The 16,404-nt window shown below is 62.6% G+C and carries 18 protein-coding genes; 16 read left to right on the top strand and 2 right to left on the bottom strand.

Translation table 11 applies throughout. From position 1 onward, the window contains the following. Positions 1–130 precede the first annotated feature (130 nt). From HXS65_RS01955 to HXS65_RS01970, 4 genes are all read left to right on the top strand, one after another. Complete coding sequence (locus HXS65_RS01955) at positions 131–568, top strand: NfeD family protein (protein WP_141392150.1); 438 nt, start codon at positions 131–133, stop codon at positions 566–568. A gap of 103 nt (positions 569–671) precedes the next feature. Continuing rightward, the gene (locus HXS65_RS01960; protein WP_077372286.1) at positions 672–1,697 is read left to right on the top strand and encodes an SPFH domain-containing protein; all 1,026 of its coding nucleotides are present in this window, start codon (positions 672–674) and stop codon (positions 1,695–1,697) included. Between the two features lie 118 nt (positions 1,698–1,815). Then, positions 1,816–2,274, top strand: a complete 459-nt coding sequence (locus HXS65_RS01965; RefSeq protein WP_176492978.1) for a nucleoside deaminase — start codon at positions 1,816–1,818, stop codon at positions 2,272–2,274. A gap of 212 nt (positions 2,275–2,486) precedes the next feature. Further along, positions 2,487–3,035: a hypothetical protein gene (locus tag HXS65_RS01970; protein ID WP_065392582.1), complete on the top strand. Its 549-nt coding sequence runs from the start codon at positions 2,487–2,489 to the stop codon at positions 3,033–3,035. Between the two features lie 220 nt (positions 3,036–3,255). Here HXS65_RS01970 and HXS65_RS01975 read toward each other — a convergent pair whose 3' ends face one another. Next, a complete protein-coding gene (locus HXS65_RS01975; protein ID WP_043335501.1) occupies positions 3,256–3,459 on the bottom strand; it encodes a cold-shock protein in 204 nt (67 codons plus the stop codon). Positions 3,460–3,707: 248 nt separating this feature from the next. Here HXS65_RS01975 and HXS65_RS01980 point away from each other — a divergent pair, with 248 nt between their 5' ends. The 8 genes from HXS65_RS01980 to HXS65_RS02015 all read left to right on the top strand — a co-directional run bounded on the left by HXS65_RS01980 (position 3,708) and on the right by HXS65_RS02015 (position 9,647). After that, the gene (locus tag HXS65_RS01980) at positions 3,708–4,547 is read left to right on the top strand and encodes an isopenicillin N synthase family oxygenase (RefSeq protein WP_077372292.1); all 840 of its coding nucleotides are present in this window, start codon (positions 3,708–3,710) and stop codon (positions 4,545–4,547) included. 169 nt (positions 4,548–4,716) lie between these two features. After that, positions 4,717–5,121, top strand: coding sequence for a TM2 domain-containing protein (locus tag HXS65_RS01985; protein WP_077372295.1), 405 nt, complete (start codon positions 4,717–4,719; stop codon positions 5,119–5,121). A 109-nt stretch (positions 5,122–5,230) separates the two neighbouring features. Next, complete coding sequence (locus tag HXS65_RS01990; protein ID WP_176492979.1) at positions 5,231–5,656, top strand: hypothetical protein; 426 nt, start codon at positions 5,231–5,233, stop codon at positions 5,654–5,656. Then, entirely contained in the window at positions 5,656–6,369 is a 714-nt protein-coding gene (locus tag HXS65_RS01995; RefSeq protein WP_176492980.1) for a ZIP family metal transporter, read from the top strand. The genes HXS65_RS01990 and HXS65_RS01995 overlap by 1 nt, the downstream gene beginning before the upstream one ends. A gap of 97 nt (positions 6,370–6,466) precedes the next feature. Continuing rightward, positions 6,467–7,051 (top strand): exopolysaccharide biosynthesis protein, encoded by a 585-nt coding sequence (locus tag HXS65_RS02000; RefSeq protein ID WP_084209094.1) that lies wholly within the window; start codon positions 6,467–6,469, stop codon positions 7,049–7,051. A gap of 216 nt (positions 7,052–7,267) precedes the next feature. Beyond that, the gene (locus HXS65_RS02005) at positions 7,268–7,912 is read left to right on the top strand and encodes a LysE family translocator (protein ID WP_176492981.1); all 645 of its coding nucleotides are present in this window, start codon (positions 7,268–7,270) and stop codon (positions 7,910–7,912) included. A 96-nt stretch (positions 7,913–8,008) separates the two neighbouring features. Further along, positions 8,009–8,545, top strand: a complete 537-nt coding sequence (locus HXS65_RS02010) for a hypothetical protein (protein ID WP_077372307.1) — start codon at positions 8,009–8,011, stop codon at positions 8,543–8,545. A 154-nt stretch (positions 8,546–8,699) separates the two neighbouring features. Next, entirely contained in the window at positions 8,700–9,647 is a 948-nt protein-coding gene (locus HXS65_RS02015; protein ID WP_176492982.1) for a hypothetical protein, read from the top strand. A 110-nt stretch (positions 9,648–9,757) separates the two neighbouring features. Here the strand turns inward: HXS65_RS02015 and HXS65_RS02020 are convergent, their stop codons facing one another. Then, positions 9,758–11,752, bottom strand: a complete 1,995-nt coding sequence (locus HXS65_RS02020) for a transglycosylase SLT domain-containing protein (protein WP_240499570.1) — start codon at positions 11,750–11,752, stop codon at positions 9,758–9,760. A gap of 221 nt (positions 11,753–11,973) precedes the next feature. Here HXS65_RS02020 and HXS65_RS02025 point away from each other — a divergent pair, with 221 nt between their 5' ends. The 4 genes from HXS65_RS02025 to htpG all read left to right on the top strand — a co-directional run bounded on the left by HXS65_RS02025 (position 11,974) and on the right by htpG (position 16,233). After that, positions 11,974–12,312, top strand: coding sequence for a YkvA family protein (locus HXS65_RS02025; RefSeq protein ID WP_077372313.1), 339 nt, complete (start codon positions 11,974–11,976; stop codon positions 12,310–12,312). A 180-nt stretch (positions 12,313–12,492) separates the two neighbouring features. Beyond that, positions 12,493–12,879, top strand: a complete 387-nt coding sequence (locus HXS65_RS02030) for an MAPEG family protein (protein ID WP_084209092.1) — start codon at positions 12,493–12,495, stop codon at positions 12,877–12,879. A 2-nt stretch (positions 12,880–12,881) separates the two neighbouring features. Continuing rightward, positions 12,882–14,063 (top strand): PaaI family thioesterase, encoded by a 1,182-nt coding sequence (locus HXS65_RS17510; RefSeq protein ID WP_255304391.1) that lies wholly within the window; start codon positions 12,882–12,884, stop codon positions 14,061–14,063. A gap of 286 nt (positions 14,064–14,349) precedes the next feature. Next, complete coding sequence (gene htpG, locus HXS65_RS02045; RefSeq protein ID WP_176492983.1) at positions 14,350–16,233, top strand: molecular chaperone HtpG; 1,884 nt, start codon at positions 14,350–14,352, stop codon at positions 16,231–16,233. The last annotated feature ends 171 nt before the right edge of the window (positions 16,234–16,404 follow it).

The following is a 16,404-nucleotide window of genomic DNA, read 5'->3' on the forward strand; positions in this document are numbered from 1 at the left end:
CATCGATGCCAGTCTGGTACACGAGCGCAGTCTGAGGTTTACTCGGGCTGCGCTCGTGGCATTTTCAGCACGAGATTTCTTCAGTCTCTTGACCGCAATGGACGAGAGAAACGCTTGGGAGAACGATGGCATGACAGGTGTGGCAGCGTGGCATCTCTGGGTCATTCTCGGGTTGATTCTGGCGGGGCTTGAGTTGCTGGGAGCGCAATTCGTGCTGCTGGCGTTGGGGGTCAGTGCGCTGAGTGGCGCTCTGGCATCCGTTCTCGGGGCGGGGCTCAACGTCCAGCTGATCAGCGTGGCCATCACGGCGCTGGTGGTCGTGCCGTTGTTCGTCCGCAAGATCCATCCCTATCTGTTGCCCAAGACGCCCTACGGTACCCTGGGCAGTGGCGCGGAGACCGGCCAGCTGGCCAAGGTGATCATCGGCAACGGCGGCAAACTTGCCGTGCGCGTGTCAGGCAATGAGTATCCGCTACGCTGGGAGGGGGAGACGAAGCCGGCAGCGGGGGACACGGTCAGGATCCTCAGCGTCGAAGGCATCACGCTCTGCGTGGAGCGCGTCGAGTAATCTGTCTCAAGGTCCGTCTCGCCGTCCTGGCGGTCGGACAAGTGGTGATATCACCATTCATTCGGGCGGCAGGAAGCTGCCCAGTTCAAGGGAGTTGAGCAACATGATCATCAGTCCGGGTCTCATCATCATTCTCTTCATCGTGGCGCTTGTCGTCATTCTGCTGGCCAAGGGATTGATGATCGTCCAGCAGTCCGAAGCCGTCGTGATAGAACGGCTCGGCAGCTACAGCCGTACTCTGGAATCCGGTATCAATCTGGTCGTGCCTTTCATCGACAAGCCGCGCTCGATTACCATTCGCCGCTATCGCCAGATCAAGGGCGACAACCTGCCGCTGGTGGTCGAGGAGACGCGCATCGACCGTCGTGAGACGGTGATGGACTTTCCGGGGCAGAGCGTGGTGACGACGGACAACGTGACGGTGACCGTCAATGGCGCTCTCTATTTCCAGATCGTCGACCCCAAGCGCGCGGTCTATGAAGTGGAGAACTTCACCCAGGCCATCGAGGTGCTCGCCAAGACCAGCCTGCGTTCCGAGATCGGACGAATGGAGCTCGACAAGCTGTTCGAGAGTCGCAAGGAAGTGAATGATGCCTTGCAGGTCACCATGGATGAGGTCGGTGACAAGTGGGGCGTCAAGGTCACCCGAGTCGAGATCCAGGACATCAGCATGCCCGATGAAGTCGAGGATGCGATGCGTCTGCAGATGGCGGCCGAGCGCCGGCGTCGTGCCACCGTCACCGAGGCCAATGGTCAGCGCGAGGCGGCCATCGCCACGGCGGAAGGTGAGAAGCAGTCCGCGGTGTTGCGCGCCGAGGGCGACAAGCAGGCCTCCATCCTGCGTGCCGAGGGTGAGCGCCAGGCCATCTACCAGCTGCGTGATGCCATCGGGGCGGAAGATCCGCAGCTGGTGGTGGGCTACATGCTGGGACAGAAATACCTGCAGATGCTGCCGGACATGGCCCGTGACGGTGATCGAGTCTTCATCCCCTATGAAGCCTCGGCGCTGCTCGGTGCGATGGGCAGCTTCCGCGAGCTTGCCAATGAAGTCGGTGAGCCCACCAATGCGGGCAATGAAGGGCTGAGACGAGCCCGTCAGATGATGACAGGGGAAGCGGGACTCGGGTGATGCTCGCCGTTCACGCCAGGTTCGCTCACAGGGGCGTGCCTGCAGGGTGGCCTCCCCATGTCGTCATCGCCGATGTTTCATGACTGAACCCCCTTACTGAATATTCAGGAGCAAGACCATGTCAGCGCAGACTCAGGATCACGAAGGTTTCCTGCAAGCGGCCATCGAGGAGGCCGAGAAAGGCCATGCCGCAGGTGGCGTACCGATCGGCTCGGTACTGGTCCACGATGGCAAGATCATCGGGCGTGGCCACAACCAGCGTCAGCAGAAGGGCAGCACGGTACTGCACGGTGAGATGGATGCGCTGGAGAATGCCGGACGTCTGCCGGCGAAGGTCTATCGCGAGTGCGTGCTCTACACTACCTTGTCACCGTGCCCGATGTGCAGTGGCGCCATCCAGCTCTACGGGATTCCCCATGTCGTCGTGGGGGAGAACAGGACCTTCATGGGTGCGGAAGACCATCTGCGCGCTCAAGGCATCAAGGTGGATGTCGTGGACAATGCGCGTTGTCGGGAGCTGATGGAGACATTCATCCGTGAACAGCCGGAAGTATGGAACGAAGATATCGGAGAGTGATCAGAGAGTCGTCAGAGAAAAGAAATGGTGTTCGTTAACATTTTCATGCTACTGAAAGGGCGATTTGCTTGAAAAGCTGCCAAGCGAGCACCATGTTGAAGTCATCCAAGCGTTTGAACACGCTTTCGCTTGCATGAATACTCGACCTTTGTTGCAATGCTTTGCGCAGGAAACAAGGGGCTGATGACTCCCCACCTATCAAGGAGAAGACGATGAAGCTCAAGCAATGGATGATTCCCGCACTGGCCGCTGGCCTGTCCCTGGCCATCGCCGGTTGTGACAATGGCGATACCGACAAGGCCGCCCAGCAAGCCGAGACGTCTGCAGAGCAAAGCGCAGAGCAGGCTGAGCAGAGTGCCGATCAGGCTGCTGAAGCCGCTGCTGCCGAGATGGACCAGGCTGCAGATGAAGCTGCTGCTGAAATGGACGACGCGGCTGACAAGGCTGACAACATGGCCGATGACGCAGCGCAGTCCGCTGACGCCATGGGTGACGAAGCTGCCGCCGAGAGCGATGATGCCCTCGATGCGACCAAGAACGCCGCCAGCGAGACTTACGAGTCCGCCAAGCAGGGTGTGAACGATGCCGCTGACGCCACCGCCGATGCTGCCAAGAACGCCTACGACTCCACCAAGGAGCAGGCTGCTGAACTGACCAACTCCGCTGAACAGCAGGGTGATGACGCTGCGGCAGAAGCCAACGCCGAGATCAATGAAGCTCAGAAGGCGGCCAACGAATCCGTTGATGACGCTCAGCAGTGATCGTTTGAGGCAATGCCATCACTCACGTGAGTGAATGTCCTGCCTGCAACGCCGCGGCCCCGTGCTGCGGCGTTGTGCGTTTTGCTCTCATGCCGTCCTGAAGCGATGTAGAGCCATCGCTCTGGCGGAGGCAGCGGACACAGAAACGCCCGCCAATAGGCGGGCGTTTCTGTGTCTTGCCATCATCAGGCCACCGATGAGGATGGACTGACCGGAATGATCAGACCGGCTTGATGTTTGCGGCCTGAAGGCCTTTCTTGCCCTGGGTGACGTCGAAGGAAACCTTCTGGCCGTCCTGCAGGGACTTGAAGCCTTCTGCCTGAATTTCAGAGAAGTGCGCGAACAGGTCGTCGCCGCCGTCGTCCGGAGAAATGAAGCCGAAACCTTTGGTGTCGTTAAACCACTTGACTGTGCCAGTTGCCATGATTCTTTCCTTGCTTACGTGATGATGTTGGTGGTCTGCCCATCAGACCGGATTGCGTTGGTGCGGCTAGGGGGAATTCCACCAGAGAGACGCGTTACGTCCTGCGACGACATCCTTTCCTGCTTGACCTACGCCTGCAGTAGAAACTGCACATGTTCGCATCTTGACCGAATAGTCAGTCGTCGTATTGGCGACGTCTGCCTGCTCAAGTAGGATGCGTACACAGAGCCAACATAGATGGAAATGCCATGAAGGTCCAGAACGTAGATTACCGCTCGGCCGATGCTGCCGAAAAATTTGTCGAATCCCTGCGCACGACAGGCTTCGGCGTGATTCGCAATCATCCGATTTCTCATGAATTGGTCGAGAAGATCTACGCTGAATGGGCGGAATTCTTCGCGAGTGCCGACAAGCTGGAGTGGCGCTACGACCCGAAGACCCAGGATGGTCTCTTCCCGGCGGATGTCTCCGAGACCGCCAAGGGGCATACGGCGCGGGACCTCAAGGAGTACTACCACATCTATCCGTGGGGAAAGATTCCGGACAGCCTGCGCGAGAATGCCATGGAGTACTACCGTCAGGCAGAAGCCTTCGCCGCGGAGCTCCTGAGCTGGGTGGAAGCGCATTCGCCCGCTGAAGTGGCCGAGCTCTATCGTGAGCCGCTCTCCAACATGATCAAGGACAGTGGGCAGACGCTCTTGCGCGTCCTGCACTATCCGCCGATGACCGGTTCGGAAGAGCCGGGTGCCGTGCGTGCCGCTGCCCATGAGGACATCAACCTGCTGACCGTGCTGCCTGCCGCCAATGAGCCGGGACTGCAGGTGATGGACGTCGATGGTGAATGGATGGACGTGCCCTGTGATCCGGGCCAGCTGGTCATCAATGTCGGCGACATGCTCCAGGAAGCCAGTGGCGGCTATTTCCCGTCCACCACGCATCGCGTGATCAATCCGACGGGGGAAGGGTGCAGTCAGTCGCGTCTGTCCCTGCCGCTTTTCCTGCATCCGCGTCCACAAGTGGTGCTGTCTGACAAGCACACCGCGGATTCCTATCTCAAGGAACGTCTGCGCGAACTGGGCGTGATCTAGGCTTCGGTGACGACACGACAGGCTTCAACGCCACCCGCGCGGCTGCGTGGGTGGCGTTGTCGCGTCTGGACAGGGCTTGCGGGCACGAGAGGCTTGATTCCCGCCCGCCAAGACCGCATTGACTGTATTCGCAATCATGATCTGCCGTTTCACGGCTAAGGCTTTACAGATGACCGCATCGCCCGTCGTACAGGACACGCACTCCAAGACCATGGGCTATCTGCTGTGGATCTTCGGTTTCCTCGGCGCCCATCGTTTCTACTATGGCAAACCGGTCACCGGCACCATCTGGCTGTTCACCTTCGGCCTGCTGGGGATCGGCTGGCTGATCGACCTGTTCCTGATTCCCGCCATGGACCGCGAGGCGGATTTCCGATTTCGTGAAGGGCCAATCAACTACTCGCTGAGCTGGATTCTGCTCACCTTCCTGGGCGTATTCGGCGTCCATCGCATGTACATGGGCAAGTGGCTGACCGGGTTGATCTATCTGTGTACCGGTGGGCTGTTCTTCATCGGCGTGCTCTATGATTTCTGGACGCTCAACGAGCAGATCTCCCAGGAACAGGCCCGCTGATCCACCTTCGGCAAGCGTCAGTGCCGCATCGGTCCCGGGAGATGGCTCCGGGGCTGTCCGGACGCCGCCGCCCTTCAGTGCAGGCGGCCTCAATCACAAGGATGTTCACATGATCTGGCTCAAGGCTTTCGTGGCGGCTTTTCTGGCGACCCTGATCTTCCATCAAGGGCTGTTCGGGCTCTTCTATCTGGCCGATATCCTGCCCAAGGCGCCCTACAACATGACCCCTGTCGGGCCGCTGGGCGTTCCGTCAGTGCTCTCGTTGGCCTTCTGGGGCGGGTTATGGGGACTGCCGCTATGGGCGCTGGTACGCCGCAGCACCGGCATGAGCCACTGGCTGATCAGTCTGGCATTCGGTGCCGTCGGTCCGACGGCAGTGGCCATGCTGGTCGTCTTCCCGCTCAAGGGCATCGCCGTGGTGCCGATGATGATCATCGGCGGGCTGATTCTCAATGGTGCCTGGGGGCTCGGTACCAGCCTGCTGATGCGCGTGCTGGGTGAACGTCCGGCCCCTGGTGGCCGCCCGGCAGCATGATGGCAGACCTCCCCTGGGAAATGTTGGCAATGGCCTGGGCGGCCGGGTTGTGCATCCCGCTGGGCGGGGTGATCGCGCAACTGGAGCGTAGCCACGAAACCCACGTCAAGCGCAGCTGGTTGGCTGGCATCACGGCGCTGGGGGGAGGCATCCTGCTGGCAGCGGTCGCGTTGGTGCTGGTGCCTCGCGCCATGGAATCCCTGTCCGTCCTGCCTCTGCTCGGGCTGTTTCTGCTCGGGGCGCTCGTCTTCATGCAGCTGGATCGCTGGCTGGCCCGCAGCGGCGACGCCAGGGGACAGCTGCTGGCGATGTTGATGGACTTCATCCCCGAGGCGATCGCTCTCGGGGCCCTGGCATCCGCCTCACCTGCGGCGGCCATGCTGATGGCGCTGTTCATCGCCGTGCAGAACCTGCCAGAAGGTTTCAATGCCTATTGGGAGCTGGAAGGCGCTGGCCTCACCGCGCGACAGGGACTGGGCGCCTTCCTGCTGCTGTCATTGCTCGGTCCGCTGGCGGCCTTCTCCGGCCATCTGTGGTTGGCGGATGCCCCCCGGCTGCTGGGCGGGCTGATGGCCTTCGCGGCGGGAGGCATCCTGTATCTGATCTTTCAGGACATCGCCCCCCAGGCGCGAGTGGTGCATCACTGGTCTCCACCGCTGGGGGCCACGCTGGGATTCATGATCGGCATGCTCGGTGAACGTCTGGTCGGCTGATGGCAGGCGATCCGCTTGCCGACAGCAGGACTGACCGACATCGGTATTGCCATGTGTCTGCTCTTTCTTCCCTGTCACGTCTCACCACGGATATCTCATGAGCGAACACGCCAAGGACAGCGGTCTCACCGCATTGCTGGAAGAGCTGGACCGCGAGATAGAAGGCGACATCTCGCTGGGTGCCATACTGGAACATTTCAATTCACGCGGCTTCGGCCCCTTGCTGGTGTTGCCGGCGCTGCTGGTTCTGCTGCCGACCGGAGCCATTCCGGGCGTGCCGACCACCTGTGCGCTGTTCATCGGGCTGATCGCCTTCCAGCTGTTGCTGGGCCATCGCACTCCCTGGTTGCCCAGACGGCTGGCCAGCTTCAGTTTCGAGCATGAGCGCCTCACCCATGGCGTGCAGCGAGCGCGTCCCTGGACACGGCGCATCGACCGATTGCTCAAGCCGCGGCTCGGTTTCATGACACGTGGCATCGCCTATCGTCTGATCGCTGCACTGGCCATTCTGCTGGCGGCCACCATGGTGCCGCTGGAGCTGGTGCCGTTTGCCTCGGCACTGCCCGCCGCGACGCTGTTGCTGCTCGGGCTGGGGCTGATCGGTGAGGATGGCGTCGTCATTCTGTTGGCATTGGCGGTGCTGCTTGCCGATGTGGTGGCGGGATTGTGGCTGGTCGGTTGAAGGTACTGCCCCTGCGGCGCCTCCCTCGAAGGCATGAGTGAGTCTCAGTGGAAGGGATCACGCCGAGGTGGGGGCGAGGGCGGCAGTTGAGCGATGAGGATGGGCTGGCGGTCTGAAGGTTGTCAGCGATGACTTTTCAGGCTCGCATCCCTCGCTTAGACTGGACATCCGTTCATGCCGCAGGGCGTGGAGAAGTCCGTCACAAGGATATGCGGCATGTTTGACTTCATTCAGTTCGATACCGCGTTCTGGTCATTCGTGGTGGCCATCACGCTGCTCACCGTGACCCCCGGAGTGGACACCCTGCTGGTGATTCGCAACACCCTGCGTGGCGGCCTGCGCGACGGGGTGCTCACCAGTGTTGCCATCTGTGCCGGACTCTTCGTGCATGCCCTGGTGTCGTCGGCGGGGATCTCGCTGATTCTTCTGCAATCCGCCTGGGCCTTCTCGGCACTCAAGCTGGTCGGTGCTGCCTATCTCGTATGGCTGGGGATCAAGAGTCTGCTCAGTGCGCGCCGCACTCGCGGGCTGAATATCCAGGCCGATGTCGCGCGTCAGCGAGTCTCTCTCTGGCAACCGTTGCGCGAAGGCTTCCTCTCCAACGTGCTCAACCCCAAGACCGTCGTCTTCTACATGGCGTTCCTGCCGCAGTTCATCGCACCGACCGACCCGGCCATTCTCAAGTCGCTGTGGCTGGCAGGTGTCCACTTCGTGATCGCCAACCTGTGGCAGATCGGTGTGGCGGTGATGGTGGGCGGTGCCGGGCGCTGGCTGGCTCGACCCCGTGTCGCCAGCTGGATGGAAGGCATCACCGGCACCGTGATGGTGGCACTCGGCGCGCGCCTGGCCCTGAGCCGCTGACGGCGGCGTCTGACATCTGCACGCGGCCCTTTGCGGGCACGAGAGCACTCACTGCGACGGAGAAGCCGGGGATGAACGCCTTATCCCTCACGCCACATGGATCCTGCTACGCTGACCCTTGCCTCCTTCCTCAAGATCGTGACCCATCTTGAGTCTCGTGATATCAGCGATGTCTACGATTCGCGTGTCCAGCAGGTACAGGTGCTCTATCACGGCTACACCGTCGACTTCCGTCATCAGTTGTGGCGTATCCAGGAGGAGTCGGTATGTGCCCGGCTGAGCAAGACCGGCAGCGCGGCGGAGCAACGTGATTGCTCACGCATGGCCAGCCGTCTGTTCGTCGAGACCTGTCACGCCCTGCAGCAGAGGGGGCGTGCTGCCCATCTCGACACTCGCACCATGTATTGCAAGGCGGCCGCCACCTACAAGCCCCTGCGCGACCCCTATGCCGGGATGACACCTGCCCAGCGTGAGGCGCGCAAGGCGCTGGAAGCTGCCCAGAAACGTGCGGAACGCGCCTGCAATCGTTATGTGCTGGATGCGCTGTCGAGCAACTCACTTGAGGTGCTGCGTCTGCGTCAGCGCTACTGTCGTGAAAGTGAGCGTCTGTCCTCGCGACTCAAGGGCCCTTGAGTCCGGACGCTCACCGCTGTCGCGTGGCCGGCCGAGTGTGGAAAGGCCGCGTGAGTGGATGAGGTATGCTGTCGTGAAGATCACGATGGTTCGTGTCGTCATTACATCAAGACCGGCCGCACGTCAGGCTGGCAGAAGCAGGGAATGCTAACCAATGAGTCCTTCCTACACCTTGCGTCGCCGGCTGGCCGGGGCGAGTATCGTCGTCTTGCTGCTCGTGGGGCTGGCGGCCTGGCTGTTTGCCTTCGAAGAGGGGCGCTGGGTGGGCCGTGTCACGTCCCGGCCTGAGACCTTGAACCTGGAAGCCGTCGAACAGGGCAATCTACCGGTCAATCAGTTCGTGTCGCTACGCGATCACTGGGCCGTCTATCGCGAACATGCCGAGACCTTTCGTCTGGATGCGGCTGCCGAAGGTGGGCAGCGAATCGAGACGCTCTATTACCCGGTGATCTCGGACATGAACCCCTATCTGCTGGAGCTGGCAGGATTGTCACGCGCCTTCGGTGGCATCGATGGCATTCCCTCGGACGAGTGGCCGCGCATCGAGCGCATGGGCGTGCTGGTGCGTACCGATTCCGTCCAGAGTCTGAAGAACGTCCCGCCGCTCATCGAGTTCCCGGATGGCCTGTTCGGTACCGTGCTGCATGCCGAGACCGACCTGCCCGGCGATGAGCGCGCTCTGTTGAGTGAACGCTGGCCGGACATCGACCTGTCGCGGGTGATCATCATCAATGCGGGCCATCGTCCCGGCAATGTCTGGAGCATGATCGCCTACGGGCTGCTGGGGAGCGTCAGCTGGGCAGGGGGGCTGATACTGGCCTGGCGCCTGTGGCGCCGCCCTCGCGTCAGCCATTCGGCTCGTCACTCGGATGGGGCTCGCCAGATACCCCATGAGACCTCGCCCTCGACATTTCCCGCGACTCCCTCTCTCGCCCGCAAGGACGAGAACTGGAAGGGCAGTCAGCGCGACAGCGGTGATGGGCGTCCGCTGAGCTATGCCGAGGCGCTGAATCGCTACGCTCCCCAGCATGAGGAAGCCCCCCGACAGGGCGACGGCCAGACGCCACCGCTATCGGGAATCCATGCCCGACGCGATGATTGAGCCGTAGCGGAGACGCACGACGACAACGCCAGCCCTGAGGCTGGCGTTGTCGTGTGTGACGTCACGATTGGTCTGTCAGCGCGTGCGCTGGACGTTCGGCATGACTCTCTTCAGCGGCGGTCCACCAGCGCGGTGGTGTAGGGCTGATTGACCTCGCGCTCACTGACCACTCTGACGCCGTCGCTCGTGCCCTTGGCCAGCGACTCGAAGATGACGCGATACGCCAGTACTGCCTTGACGTACTCACGGGTTTCCTTGAAGGGAATGCGCTCGACGAAGCGGTCATATTCGCGCGGGGTATCGGCCAGCCAGCGATCCACGCGGCCCGGGCCTGCGTTGTAGGCCGCCGCTGCCGCAAGGCGATTGCCGGAGTAGCGGTCCAGCATCTCGCGGATATAGGTGCTGCCGAGGCGGATGTTGGTGTCCGGGTCACCGAGCGCGGCATGGCTGGGCGTGGCAAGCCCCAGGTCACGACTGACCTTGGCCGCCGTGCCCGGCATCAGCTGCATCAGCCCACGGGCACCCACGGGCGAGGTGGCGGTAGGATTGAAGGCACTCTCGCGACGCGCCAGTGCCATCAGCATCCAGGGGTCCACGCCGGCGTTGGCCCCATAGCGCTGGAAGTCCTGCTGCCAGGCGGGCGGGAAGCGCCAGGACAGGCCATCCCACAGCTTGCCGCGAATGGTCGCGAACACGGTCAGGTCATACCACTGCTGCTTGAGGGCGTAAGCCGCCAGGCGACGCGCGCCGGCGTCATCGGCCTGGCTCACGGCATTGAACCATTCCGAACGCGCCAGACCGATCTCATCGATCTCCATCAGCGCCCTGACACGCCTGACGGCCGGGGTGCGGGCAATCTCTGCCAGTTGCGCATCATCGAAGGTCTGGTCATCGCGATTGAGCGAATAGGCCTTGCCGATCCGGTCCGAGGCGAGGAAACCATAGAAGTTGCGTTCGCCACTGGCGCGTGCCCAGGCGGCGCGTGCCTCATCCCGGCGTCCCAGGCTGTCATCCGCACGGCCCAGCCAGTACTGGTATCGGGCTTCGCCACTGAAGCGTTCCGGCATCTTGAGGACCCATTCGCGTACCTCGCCCCAGGCGCCATCGCGAATGGCATTGCGCATGCGCAGGTCGAACAGCTCCTCATCATCGAGCATGGCCAGGCGCTCATCCACCCAGCCCTGGTTGTTGGGAATGTCACGTACCAGGGAATACCAGGCCAGATCACGCTCGACCTCATGACGCTGCTCATCGCTCAGCGGCATGTGCGGGCTGACCTTGCGCCAGGCCTCCAGGGCTGCCTCGGTATCCGCGCGCACGAAGCCATGCATGGCAGCGACACTGAGCGCGGCAAAGGCATGCCCACCGTGACCCAGATCGGTCGGAATCCGGGTAATGGCGGCAAAGTTGCCGTCCAGCTGCTCACGTGCGGCGATGGCCTGCTGCCAGTTGCCCGACAGCTGGCGTTCCAGGTAGCTGACCATGCTGCCCTGACCGGCGGCCCAGGCGAGCATCATGCGTTCCCAGACGGCCTGATCATCGATCACGCCACGTTCGCGCAGCGTCGAGAACAGCGGGTCACAGGCGGAATCCTGCGAGCCCGAGACATGCCAGAGTTTCAGGCCGCCTTGCGAGGCGCTGGCGAAATCATTGTTCAGCTGTGCCGTGTAGTAATGGCACTGACGGCTGGCGCCGGCCGGCACGCCATCGCTGACCTCGAGCAGAGCGTCATGGCGTCCGGTGCGTCCGTAGGCCGAGATGGCCTGGCCGCGCATCCACTCCGCCAGGGGGGAATCGGCGTGACGCTCCATGAAGGACAGGACTTCCGCCGGCGTTGCGTAGGGCAGGCGTGCCTTGAGCTGGTGATATTCGATATAGCCTTCCAGCACATGGCCATTGACGGCGACCTGCTGGATATCCTGGAAGCGCTTGGCTCGGGCATCCTCCAGCGCAGCGCGGAAGCTCTGATCACTGGGAGTGGCCGCTTGCAGCGGCAGGCTGAGGCCCAGCAGCAGACCCAGGCTTGTCAAATGGCGCAACGATGTGAAGCGGCGCATGGCGCGGGCGCCGCGGCCCGATGGGGGAACGAACTTGCCTAGTGTCACCTGGAGACTCCTGCGATGAACGAGGTGAAGAGGGCTGAGGCGTCGCCCGCATCTTGCGTAGACGCCCCAGTGCCCCGATGTCGTGTATCAGGGGTTGCAGAGATAGCACCCATTGAGGGCTATCGTGGCAGCCGATGACGAGGAATGACAGTGTCGATGGATGCTGACAGTCACAATACATGCAATACCTGCGATACAGGCAATATACGAGGAGTGTTCCCATGGGCAAGGCAATGTGGTTGACCCGCCTGTTTGGTCGCCGACACGTATTGGGCAAGGCCGGAGCGGCATTGCGTACACTCGTTCCGCTGTGCCGTGACGTGATCAGTGGACGTTATCGCCCGGTGCCGTGGAAGGCGCTGGGACTGGCCGCAGGTGCGTTGCTCTATCTGGTCTCGCCGCTGGACCTGATCCCCGACATGCTGGTGGGGCTGGGGATTCTGGATGATCTGGTGATCGTGACCTGGTTGCTCGGCAAGCTCGATGATGCGCTGGCCGACTATCGCCTGTGGCGCGGCGAGGTCCCTGACCCCGAGCCTTCCGATCCCTCGGCACCCTGACGGCGCTGGCGGATCATGCGGTGGCAGGGCACTGCCCATTGGCCGCATGGCGGCGATGAGGATCACCTGTCATGCTCGTGAGGGATCATCAAACACCAGTTTGAACCGCGTCGTGCCGGTGACATGCACACGCGCCCTGGCGGACGATGCCTTTCATGACGAGTCTCGAGGAAATCCTGCATGCTGATCTATGCCTGTCTGCTGTTCGCGGCGCTGATGCTGGTGCTGACCAAGGCGCCCGTCGCCTGGGCCCAGCAACGTACCGGACGCTATGACAACCATGACCCCCGCGCGCAGCAGCGCGAACTCACGGGCTTCGGGGCGCGTGCGCTCGCCGCGCATCAGAACAGCAACGAGGCGTTCCCGCTGTTTGCCGCCGGGGTGCTGGTGAGTGTCATCGTCGCGCCCGGCGCGCCGATCGCCACCACTCTGGCGGTGATCTTCGTGCTGGCGCGTCTGGGGTACTGGGGCTGCTATCTGGCGAATATCGCGCTCTTGCGCTCCCTGCTGTGGGGCGTCGGCTATCTGGTCTCCCTCGCGCTGATCGCGATACCGCTATGGATGTAACGGTGACGGCGTCGGAGGCGACGAAAGACGGGCCGCACAGTCTGCTGGGGCTGGCCGTCAATCGCGCTGACGTGCCGGCGGCGGGAGGAGGGCTGGATGACGCCAGCTGGGTGAGGGCGCTGACGGGGTTCGTGAGCTTCATTCCGCATACCGCGAGATTGCAGGTCAGTGTCGATGAGGTCGCCGCGCCGGCCGTGCGCATGACGTTACCCTGGCAGGCGGCACTGGTGGGGGACCCGCATCGCCACCTGGTGCACGGCGGTGTACTGACGATGTTCGCCGACACTCTGTGCGGCAGTGCCGTCCTGACGGGCCTTGAGCGTCCGGAAGTCTGCCCGACGCTGGATCTGCGTCTCGATCATTATCGTCCCGGGGTGGAAGGCATGGCGTTGATCGGCGAGGCACGCGTCCTGCGTGTCACCGAGTCGATGGTCTTCACCGAAGCGCAGATCTGGCAGCAACCGGGAAAGCTTCTGTGTCGCGCCATCGGCAACTTCGTTCGCCTGGGGGCGCGCAATACGCCTCCGGGATTTGGCGAGGCGCTGATGGCCGCCGCGCAGGGTCGCCCATCGGCGAGGGCGGCCGACTCTGTCATCGATGGCCCGCAGAAGACCGCTGACGACGAGGCGCTCCCTGTCGTGTCGCAGCCGGTCGTCAGCCGTCCGGGGGACGGGCTGCAGCATGCCCGGCGTTTCGTCGAAGGCCAGCGCACCCGAGGGGATCTTGCAGACCTGCTGGCAAGCCTGCCCTACGCCAGAGCCATCGGACTGGGCCTGTGCTCCCTGGCGCCCTCCTCGTCGGCAGAGGATGACCCGCTGCCGACCACCCCGCTTCGCTATGCGATGGCCGCCATGCCCGAGAACGTCGGCAACCCCATGTTGCCCGCCGTGCATGGAGGCGTGCTGGCGGCCGCGATGGAGACGGCCGCCACGCTCGAGGTGCTGCGCTTGAATGGCCGTGGAGGGCGTCAGGCGCGTCTGCCCAAGTTGATCGATTTCTCCATCGATTATCTGGCCACGGCGCGGGGTGACAGTGTCACGCGCATCGATTGTGAGGTGCTGCGCGAGGGGCGGCGCATGGCCAACGTGCGCGTCAGTGCCTGGCAGCACTCCAGTCAACGGCCGGTCGCCAGTGCGCGCATGCATTTCGTGCTGGAACCTCTGGCAAGAGATGAAGAGGCCTGATCCTCAGCCACCTTCGTCAGCGACACCCCAGGGCACCCCGCGCGGGTGCCCTGTCGTCTCACGCCTGGCCTGACGGAACCTACTGAAGGAATCAGCGCGACGCCGAGCGCAATATGCTGCCTCTAGTGCCTTGAAATCGTTCATCCTTGCCCCATATCTGGTCCACGAGAGCGTGACTCGACCCGTCCCCGAGAATGACGGGCGAGCCTTCGCCACCACCTTGCAGCGGTGACGCAGGTTGCCGCCGGTTTCCACATCAGGCACAGACATAGAGGGGTCCTTCACGATGACCACCGCCACCCACACCGAAACACATGGCTTCCAGACAGAAGTGAAGCAGCTGCTTCACCTCATGATCCACTCGCTGTACTCCAACCGCGAGATCTTCCTGCGCGAGCTGGTCTCCAATGCCGCGGATGCCTGCGACAAGCTGCGCTACCAGGCGCTGGACAACGATGCCCTCTACGGCAACGACAGCGAGCTGCGCATCGAGATCAAGCACGATGCCGACGCGAAGACCATCACCCTGCGTGACAACGGCATCGGCATGAGCCGCGATGACGTGGTGGCCAATCTGGGCACCATCGCGCGCTCCGGCACCGCCGAGTTCATGAAGAACCTGTCAGGTGACCAGCAGAAGGATTCGCGTCTGATCGGCCAGTTCGGTGTCGGCTTCTATTCCGGCTTCATCGTCGCCGACGAGATCACCGTGCGCACCCGTCGCGCCGACCTCGATGCCGACCAGGGTGTCGAGTGGAAGTCCCGTGGCGAGGGCGAGTTCAGCGTGGCGGACATCGCGCGCGCCGAGCGCGGTACCGAGATCGTGCTGCACCTCAAGGACGATGCCCTCGAGTTCGCCGATGAGCATCGCCTGCGCAACCTGGTCACCAAGTACTCCGATCACATCGAACTGCCGGTGCGCATGCAGCGTGTCGAGAAGGACGAGGAAGGCAACGAGCAGATCCACTGGGAAACCGCCAACTCCGCCACTGCGCTGTGGGTGCGCTCCAAGTCCGAGGTCAGCGACGAGGAGTACAAGAACTTCTACAAGCACGTCTCTCACGACTTCTCCGACCCGCTCAGCTGGAGCCACAACAAGGTCGAGGGCAAGCTCGAGTACACCAGCCTGCTGTTCGTGCCGGGTCGTGCGCCGTTCGACCTCTACCAGCGTGATGCCGCGCGTGGCCTGAAGCTCTACGTGCAGCGCGTCTTCATCATGGACGACGCCGAACAGTTCTTGCCGCTGTACCTGCGCTTCATCAAGGGCGTGCTGGACACCAATGACCTGTCCTTGAACGTCTCGCGTGAGCTGCTGCAGCAGGACCCGCAGGTCGACAAGCTCAAGTCCGCGCTGACCAAGCGTGGCCTGGACATGCTCAAGAAGCTGGCCAAGGACGCCGAGCAGTACCAGATCTTCTGGAACCAGTTCGGCTCCGTGCTCAAGGAAGGCCCGGCGGAAGACTACGCCAACCGCGAGAAGATCGCCGAGCTGCTGCGCTTCTCCACCACGCATACTGACAGCGCCACTCAGGATCAGTCGCTGGCCCAGTACGTCGAGCGCATGAAGGAAGGTCAGAGCAAGATCTACTATCTTGTCGCCGACAGCTTCAACGCCGCCAAGTCCAGCCCGCATCTCGAGATCTTCCGCAAGAAGGGTATCGAGGTTCTGCTGCTGACCGACCGTATCGATGAGTGGCTGATGAGCCACCTCACCGAGTTCGACGGCAAGTCCTTCGCCGACGTCGCCAAGGGCGATCTCGATCTCGGCGATGTCGAGAACGAGGAAGAGAAGAAGGCCCAGGAAGAGACTGCCAAGGCCAAGGAAGATCTGGTCAAGCGTGTCAAGGAAGCGCTGTCTGATAGCGTTCAGGAAGTGCGTATCACGCACCGCCTGACTGATTCCCCGGCCTGCGTGGTGCTGCCGGAGCACGAGATGGGCTACCAGATGCGCAAGATGATGGAAGCCGCTGGCCAGCCGCTGCCGGAAGTGAAGCCGATTCTCGAGCTGAACCCGGAGCACGCCCTGGTCTCGCGTCTGGAAGGCGGCGAAGGCGACTACTTCACTGACCTCGCTCACGTGCTGCTCGATCAGGCCATCATCGCCGAAGGTGGCGCGCTGGAAGACCCGGCCGCCTACGTGCGTCGCCTGAACGGCATGCTCAGCGCCTGAGACGACTGACCGGACACGTCACGTGGAGGCTCGAGTGCCCGTCGTGACAGGTCGTTCGTGACCGGCCATGCTTGACGTGATGCCCCCGCAGCCTCGGCTGCGGGGGCATCATGCGTTTCAGGCATCGTGTATTTCAGCAACCGTGCCTGTCAGCCTGTCAGTCTTTCGTGT

It is taken from the genome of Cobetia sp. 5-25-4-2, assembly GCF_013374075.1.
Classification (GTDB): Bacteria; Pseudomonadota; Gammaproteobacteria; order Pseudomonadales; family Halomonadaceae; genus Cobetia; species Cobetia marina.